Below are 7855 nucleotides of genomic sequence, written 5' to 3' on the forward strand. Positions count from 1 at the left end.
GGACATGCTGGGGATGTAGTACTCATTGCTGTGCGTCAGGTTCAGCGCCTGGATAGCAGCGCTGGCCGTCTTGCGGATCACGTACAGCTTGCGCTCGAGCGCATCCTGCACGATCACGTCTGCACCCCGACCGATGAAGATCTGGCGCATGACCGGCTCTTTTTCGCGCACGCGGGGCGACATGAGCATGTCACGGTTGACGGGCACATCGCGCCAGCCCAACACCACTTGGCCTTCGGCCTTGACGGCGCGTTCGAGCTCTTGCTCACAAGCCATGCGCGAGGCGTGCTCTTTGGGCAAGAAGACCATGCCCACACCGTACTCACCGAAGGGTGGCAAGTTGATGCCCTGTTTGGCCATCTCGTCGCGGTACAACGCGTCGGGCAGCTGGATCAAGATACCGGCACCGTCGCCCATGAGGGCATCGGCCCCCACAGCGCCGCGGTGGTCCAGGTTTTCGAGGATCTTGAGTGCCTGCGTCACGATGGCATGGGTCTTGTGACCCTTGATGTGGGCAACAAAGCCCACACCGCAAGCATCGTGCTCATTGGCCGGGTCATACAGACCGGTCGTTTGGAAATGTTCTTTCTCAGCTGCCGTGGTCATGGCGCTCTCCTAGAGTTTTACGCAGGGGGGGTAGTTTACTGCACTGCAGCAAACATGCCAAGATAAATAATTGGGGTCAGATCCCAATTAATTCATCACCAGACTTAACTTGAAATCAATTGGGGGCAGATTAAACGGTTGGGCTTTTCAACGGGTCTTTTTAAAAGGCCGCCCCGCCTTGCGAGGAGCCAGTCGCCGCGGGGTCGACTGCTGCAGCGCCCCCACAAAATCAGCAGACCCCAGCGCCCAACCTGACAAGGCGCTGCGGGTGAGGTGGTCTTTGTCAGTTTGCGCCAGTCCCGCCTGCACCAACTCGGCGTATGCCGCTTCTCGGGCAAAAGGCGTGTTGCCCAAGCCCCAAAACAGGGCGTGGGGCGTCACCATCTTGTCACTCACCTGCCCAATACAGTGCCTGTGGCTCGACCACGGGAAGTCGGCCGCATGCGCCACCATACCGGCCCGCACGGGGTTCAGATCGATGTAGACCATGCACGCCAAAAGATAGCGCTCACTCTCAATGAGGTTGCTGCGGTAACGGCCCTCCCAGAGGGTACCTGTGCGCTGGTGCCGCAAATTGAAGTAGCGCACATAAGCCCGGCCCACCGCCTGCATCATGCGGGGCAAGCCATCGTCGGTTTCGGGGGTGAGCAGCAAATGGAAGTGGTTGTCCATGACCACGTAGGCATGGATCGCCACTTTGAACAGCACGGCCTGCTCTTGCCACAGCGCCAGCAAACGCGCCCGGTCTGCATCGTCTTGCACGATGGCTTTGCGGTCGTTGCCGCGCTGGATGACGTGGTGCGGGTATCCGGCAACGGTGAGGCGGGGCTGGCGGGCCATGGGCGATTGCTTTGTCTAAAAGCGCCAGTTTAATTGGGATCTGACCCCCATTAAATCAAGGGATACCGCCCGCCCATCCAATCCCCCACCCCAAACTCTTTCAGCAGCGCCTGCAGGCGCTCCCCTGAGGCGCGCTTTTTCTGCCCGGTGAATTTGGCCAAGATCAGCTCATTTTTCATGGAGTGTTCCCAGCCCACCAGCTCGGTCACGGTGACGGTGTAACCCTGTGACTCCAGATACAGGCAGCGCAACACGTTGGTGAGTTGGCTGCCCACTTCGCGGGTGTGCAGGGGGTGCCGCCACAACTCGGCCAGGGGCGTGCGCTGCAAATTCAGCGCCTTGTTTTGGTTGAGCGCCCGGGCCAATTCGGCTTGGCAGCAAGGCACCAAAACCATGAACTTGGCCTTCTTTTGCAGGCCAAAAGCGATGGCATCGTCGGTGGCGGTGTCGCAGGCGTGCAGTGCCGTGACCACGTCGATCTGTTCGGGTAATTCGGTGCTTTGGGTGGATTCGGCCACGCTCACGTTCAAAAAGCGCATGCGCTCAAAACCCAGGCGATCGGCCAGTTGGCGTGACGACTCGACCAATTCGCTGCGCGTTTCGATGCCGTAGATCGTGCCTTGACCCAGTGCCTTGAAAAACAAGTCGTAAATGATGAAGCCCAAATACGACTTGCCCGCACCGTGGTCGGCCAGCGTGGGACCCGTGTCGCTGGCGGGCAACTCCTTGAGCAGCTTGTCGATGAACTGGAACAGGTGGTAGACCTGCTTGAGCTTGCGGCGCGAGTCTTGGTTGAGCTTGCCGTCACGGGTCAGGATGTGCAGCTCTTTGAGCAATTCGATGGACTGGCCGGGGCGCACTTCGGGCGGCAAGGCCTGACTGTCGACGTGAGGTGTTTTTTTCTTCATGGTTTTTATGTGGCAGCCGCGCCCTCGCGGCGATCAGGCTGTGTCTATTGCGACGAGGGCGTCGCTCCTACAGCTTCAAGGGCTTGGACCGACATCGAGCTTTTTCCAGCCCTCTGCCCCCAACTTGTCCAGGGTCTCGATGTTGGTCTCGTAAATCATCTCGGCCTCGGGGAAGGCCTCCACCGCCCGGTCGATGCTTTCCTCGCGCAGCAAGTGCAGCGTGGGGTAAGGCGAGCGGTTGGTGAAGTTGCCGATGTCATCCGGATCGGTGTCGGCAAACTGAAACTGTGGGTGAAAACTTGCGACCTGAAACACGCCCTCCAGATCGAGCTCTTGCAACACAGCATCGGCTTCGTCCAAAAAGTCGTTGAACTCCAGAAAATATTGCAGCATCTGCGGCACGATCAAGAGCACGGTCTCGCGCTCTTCGGCAGGCGTGGCGGCCAGGGCCTGCAGCTGTTCGATCAGTTCGTCACGCAAGCCTTCGAGTCCTTTAGCCTCGCTCAGCACGTAATGGATCTGGCCCTTGACATGCGGGGCTTTGGCAAACGGGCACAGGTTCAGGCCAATCACGGCGCGCTCAAGCCAGCGCACGGTGTCGGCGATTTCGGGGGTGTTCATGTCGGTCATGGGCGAGATTGTGCCTGCGTACTTGGGCCTTGGACCTCACGCCCTGCCATCCAAGCCAGCGCCGCACCCACCGCACAACACCCCAGAGTGAACAGCGGCGTGAGCTGCCAGCCGCCCGCGCGTGCCGCCAAGGCCGCCACCACCGGCGGTCCCAAAAACTGGCCCAACGCCGACAACTGCTGCACCCAGCCCACGGTGGTGGCCACTTGCTGCTCACCCGGGGCCAGACGCACCGCCAAGCTGAACAGCGTGCCCGGCACCAAGCCGCCCATGCCCGAGAACAACAGCACCCCGACAAAACGCAGCCATGGCCATCCCTCGGTGATGGCGGCAAAAGCCACGGTGCTGCCCAGCGCCATGGCGCCAAAGCCCAGCCACAGCGTGGTGCGGGGGCTCCAGCCGCGCTGCAACAATCGGCCAGACGCCATGTTGCCTGCGATGTTCACCGCAGCCGCCAGCGCCGTGAGCACACCCAGCAGCGCCCCGCTCACGCCAGCGGCGGCATAAATGGACGGCAAAAATCCGACCACCGCCAACCATTGCCCTGAATACATGCCAAAGGTGAGCGCCACCAGCCAAGGGCCGCGCGCGCCCAAGGTGCTGCGCAAGCGCTGCCAGGCCCCCACGCCCGGGCCATGCGCTTGCCGTGGGTGAGCCGCCACCGGATCGGCGGGCACCACCCGCAGCAAAGCCGCCGCCATGGCCAACGACACCCCCGCAAACAAACCCCACCAAGCATTCCAACCCCAAGCCGGAATGAAAATTGGCCCCACCAACAAGGCCAGCGCCGTGCCCGTGGGCATGTACGCGCCCCACACGCCCAGCATGCCCGGCAGTTGGGCCACAGGCACCAAGCGGCGGATCAGGGCCGGTGCGGGCAAAGCCACCAGCAAAAAGCCCAAGCCTTCGATGGCCCGCAGCACCAGCAAAGCGGTGACGGATGTGGCAAATGCGCCCAGGCCACTGGCCAGCGCCAGCAGGCACAGGCCGCGCACCATGCTGCGCTTCAGACCCATGCCATCGGCCAGCAGGCCCATGAACACCGCCAAACTCATGCCAGCGAGTTGCACCATGGACAAGAGGAAACCGGACTGCACCAGCGTGAGACCCAGCTCAGCCTGCAGCGCGGGCAAGGCGGGCGGCAGTTTGCCCACCTGCAAGGCCGCTACGCCGCCAGCAAGGACGACGAGCCAGGCGGCACGGTGATCAGGCGTTGCGGTCATGGCATCGGAGGGGTGATGCGGTGAAAGAATGGCCGACGTCGGCCATTTTGATGGGCGCTTGTCGGACCTGAAGGTGCCGACCTACAAATTACCGAACACGCTCCCCAGTAGGTCGGCGGCTTCAGCCCCGACATGACGGGCGGTTGTCGGACCTGAAGGCGCCGACCTACAAGATGTCTCACTGCAAAAAATGACCCCGCCGAGCTCACAACAACTTGCGCCCCGTCAGGCGTTCGTGTTCGCGCAGGGCGAAGCGGTCGGTCATGCCGGCGATGTAGTCGGCCACCGAGCGGTGCAGGTCGGCGTTGGCTGCAAAATCGGCGGGCATTTCCGCAGGTTGACTCACGTAAGCGGCGAACAACTCGCGCACCACCTGCTGCGCCTGTCCGGTGGTGTGCATGACCTGCGGGTGACGGTAGAGCTGCGCGAACAAAAACTTTTTGAGCTCGCCGCTGCGCGCCTTCATGCCCGGGCTGAACGCCACCAGCGGCCCAGCCAAGCGGGCTTCTTCCAACGAGCCCACACCCGAGTCGGCAACGGCCCGGCGGGTGGTGTCGATCACGTCGTACACCTGGTCGCTCAACATGCGGCGAATGGTTTCGTACAAAACGCGACGGGGCTTGGCCGACAAGCCAGGATGCTCGCCCAGGGTCTGCTGGTGGTAGTGCGCAAACAGCTCCACCTGCAAAAGTTGCTCCATGCTGATCAGCCCGGAACGCACGCCGTCGTCGATGTCGTGCGCGTTGTAAGCAATCGCATCGGCCAGGTTGCACAGCTGCGCCTCCAGGCTGGGCTGGGTGCGGTCGATGAAGCGCCGCCCCACACCGCCTGGCTCGGTCTGCTCCAGATGTTCAGCATTCGTACGCGAGCAATGTTTGAGCACACCCTCGCGGGTTTCAAAACTCAGGTTGAGCCCGTCAAACGCGGGGTAGCGTTCTTCCAGCTTATCGACCACGCGCAGGCTTTGGAGGTTGTGCTCAAAGCCGCCGTGCTCGGCCATGCATTCGTTCAGCGTGTCTTGCCCCGCGTGTCCAAAAGGCGTGTGGCCCAGGTCGTGCGCCAACGCCACGGCTTCCACCAAATCTTCGTTCAGGCCCAAGGCGCGGGCAATGGACCGCCCCAGTTGGGCGACTTCGAGCGAATGCGTCAGGCGCGTGCGGAACAAATCGCCTTCGTGGTTCAAGAACACCTGCGTCTTGTAGACGAGCCGCCGAAACGCGGTGGAATGCACGATGCGGTCGCGGTCGCGCTGGAATGCGTTGCGTGTTGGCGCTGGGGCTTCAGCAAACCGTCGACCTCGGGTTTGCGCCGGGTCGCAGGCCAGCGCCGACAAGCTGGACTGCGAACCGATCGAGATCGCCATGGACTCGGCGTACATGGCCATCAAGCGCAGCAGGTGTTGATCACCTCACGCACCATCGCATCGGGTGCGCCACAAACCGCAGCTTTGCCGGGGCCGTCGATCACCACAAACTGGATGTCGCCGCCGATGGCTTTTTTGTCAAGGCGCATGTGCTCGATGTAATGGCCTGCGTTGTCGGCCGCGTCAATCACAGGGCCGCGCACCGGTAAACCCGCACGCTCGATGATGGCGCGCAGGCGCGCCACAAAGGCCGCATCGACCTTGCCCAAACGCTGCGAGAGTTCAGCCGCCATGACCATGCCGCAGCCCACAGCCTCGCCATGCAGCCACACGCCAAAGCCCAAACCGGCTTCGATGGCATGGCCAAAAGTGTGGCCAAAATTCAGAATGACGCGCAGGCCCGCTTCGCGTTCGTCCTGCCCCACCACCCAAGCCTTGATCTCGCAGCTGCGTTGGACGGCGTGCGCCATTGCGGCCGGGTCTTGTGCCATCAATGCGTCGATGTTCGCCTCGATCCAGTCCAAGAAATCCATGTCGGCAATCGGGCCGTATTTGATGACTTCGGCCAGGCCCGCGCTCAGCTCACGCGGGGGCAATGTGACCAAGGTGTTCAGGTCGCACACCACGCGCACCGGTTGGTAAAACGCGCCGATCATGTTTTTGCCCAGCGGGTGGTTGATGGCGGTTTTGCCGCCCACCGACGAATCGACCTGAGACAAGAGCGTGGTCGGCACCTGCACAAAGGGCACGCCACGCATGTAACTCGCGGCGGCAAAGCCGGTCATGTCGCCCACCACGCCGCCGCCCAAGGCAAACAGCACGGTTTTGCGGTCGCAACCGTGGCCCAACAGCGCGTCAAAAATCAGGTTCAAGGTCTGCCAGTCTTTGTGCGCCTCGCCGTCGGGCAGCACCACGGTGTGCACCTGCTTGTAATGCGGGGCGATGGCGCTGCGCAATGCGGCTTCGTACAGCGGGGCAATCGTGTCATTGGTCACGATCATGGCGGTGCTCGCCTTGGGCAAGCCAGCCCAGGTTTCAGGGCGGCCGAGCAGGCCTTGGCCAATCTGGATGTCGTAACTGCGGTCGTCCAGCGAAATGGCGACCGTTTGAACAGGTGCGGTTTGGGGGGCGGCTGGGAGGGGGAATGTGGGCTCAGACATAGGCCCCAAGTGTAGATGTTTCGGCTGGCGATCCCACTGCGCCAGCGAACCGGTGCTGGGCGCACACTGACGTGCAGCCCATCAAACGGACGGACGCATGGCCGGGCTGAAGGCCCAGGCCATGCGCCTTGCCGGTGCCTCAGAGCTTGAAGGCCACCACTTTTTGGGTCTGCTCGCCAAGACCGTCGATGCCCAAACGCATCACATCGCCGCGCTTGAGATACACAGGGGCAGACTTGCCATCGACCTTGACGCCCATGCCCACGCCGGGTGGTGTGCCGGTGGTGATGATGTCGCCAGGCTCCAGCGTCATGAACTGGCTCACGTAACTGACCAACTTGGCCACGCCAAAAATCATGGTCTTGGTGTTGCCCGTCTGGTAACGCACGCCGTTCACGTCCAGCCACATACCCAGGGCTTGCGGATTGGGCACTTCGTCGCGCGTGACCAACCAAGGGCCCACGGGGCCGAAAGTGTCGCAGCCCTTGCCCTTGTCCCAGGTGGCGCCGCGCTCGAGTTGGTATTCACGCTCGCTCACGTCGTTGACCACGCAGTAACCGGCCACATGGTTGAGCGCGTCTTTTTGCGTGACATAACGCGTGCGGGTGCCGATCACAATGCCCAACTCGACTTCCCAGTCGGACTTTTTGGAGCCCTTGGGCAGCATGACGTCGTCATCCGCGCCTTGAATGCAGGAAATGGCTTTGGTGAACACGATCGGCTCGGCCGGAATGGGCATGCCCGATTCGGCCGCGTGATCGGCGTAGTTCAGGCCAATGGCGATGAACTTGCTGGTGTACGAGATGGGCGTGCCAAAACGCTTTTTGCCACGCACCAAGGGCAGTTTGTCGGTCTTGACTTTGGCCAGCTTGGCCAGCGCCTTGTCGTTCAGTTGGTCAGGCGAGATGTCTTTGACCACACCGCTCAGGTCGCGCAAGCGGCCGTCGGCGTCGATCAAGCCTGGTTTTTCTTTGCCGGGTTGGCCATAGCGAACGAGTTTCATAAATACCTTTCAGTGCTTGAACAAAATCAAAAAGGTGGACCTGCGATTACATGTTTTAATTATGTTGACCATTTGTGTCATTTCGAGCTTGAACAAATCATAAAGGTGGACCCCGCGATTAC

The 7855-nt window shown here is 61.7% G+C and carries 7 protein-coding genes and 1 pseudogene; all 8 read right to left on the minus strand.

The window, feature by feature from the left end:
- Positions 1–606: pseudogene (locus Q0341_RS04305) on the minus strand (glutamate synthase subunit alpha); the annotation flags it as partial.
- Positions 607–753: 147 nt separating this feature from the next.
- Positions 754–1446 (minus strand): transposase, encoded by a 693-nt coding sequence (locus Q0341_RS04310; protein ID WP_299510825.1) that lies wholly within the window; start codon positions 1444–1446, stop codon positions 754–756.
- Positions 1447–1496: 50 nt separating this feature from the next.
- Entirely contained in the window at positions 1497–2354 is an 858-nt protein-coding gene (locus Q0341_RS04315; protein WP_299510826.1) for an SAM-dependent methyltransferase, read from the minus strand.
- Between the two features lie 75 nt (positions 2355–2429).
- Positions 2430–2984: a DUF1415 domain-containing protein gene (locus Q0341_RS04320; RefSeq protein WP_299510827.1), complete on the minus strand. Its 555-nt coding sequence runs from the start codon at positions 2982–2984 to the stop codon at positions 2430–2432.
- Entirely contained in the window at positions 2981–4207 is a 1227-nt protein-coding gene (locus Q0341_RS04325; protein ID WP_299510829.1) for an MFS transporter, read from the minus strand. Before Q0341_RS04325 ends, Q0341_RS04320 begins: the two co-directional genes overlap by 4 nt.
- Before the next feature lie 205 nt (positions 4208–4412).
- Positions 4413–5585 carry a deoxyguanosinetriphosphate triphosphohydrolase gene (locus Q0341_RS04330; RefSeq protein WP_299510832.1) on the minus strand — a complete coding sequence of 391 codons (1173 nt, stop codon included), beginning with the start codon at positions 5583–5585 and terminating at the stop codon, positions 4413–4415.
- Between the two features lie 5 nt (positions 5586–5590).
- Complete coding sequence (gene aroB, locus Q0341_RS04335; protein ID WP_299510830.1) at positions 5591–6730, minus strand: 3-dehydroquinate synthase; 1140 nt, start codon at positions 6728–6730, stop codon at positions 5591–5593.
- A gap of 139 nt (positions 6731–6869) precedes the next feature.
- A complete protein-coding gene (locus Q0341_RS04340; RefSeq protein WP_299510831.1) occupies positions 6870–7733 on the minus strand; it encodes a fumarylacetoacetate hydrolase family protein in 864 nt (287 codons plus the stop codon).
- Positions 7734–7855: the final 122 nt, after the last annotated feature.

The organism is uncultured Limnohabitans sp., assembly GCF_937889215.1.
In the GTDB taxonomy this organism is placed as follows: domain Bacteria; phylum Pseudomonadota; class Gammaproteobacteria; order Burkholderiales; family Burkholderiaceae_C; genus Limnohabitans_A.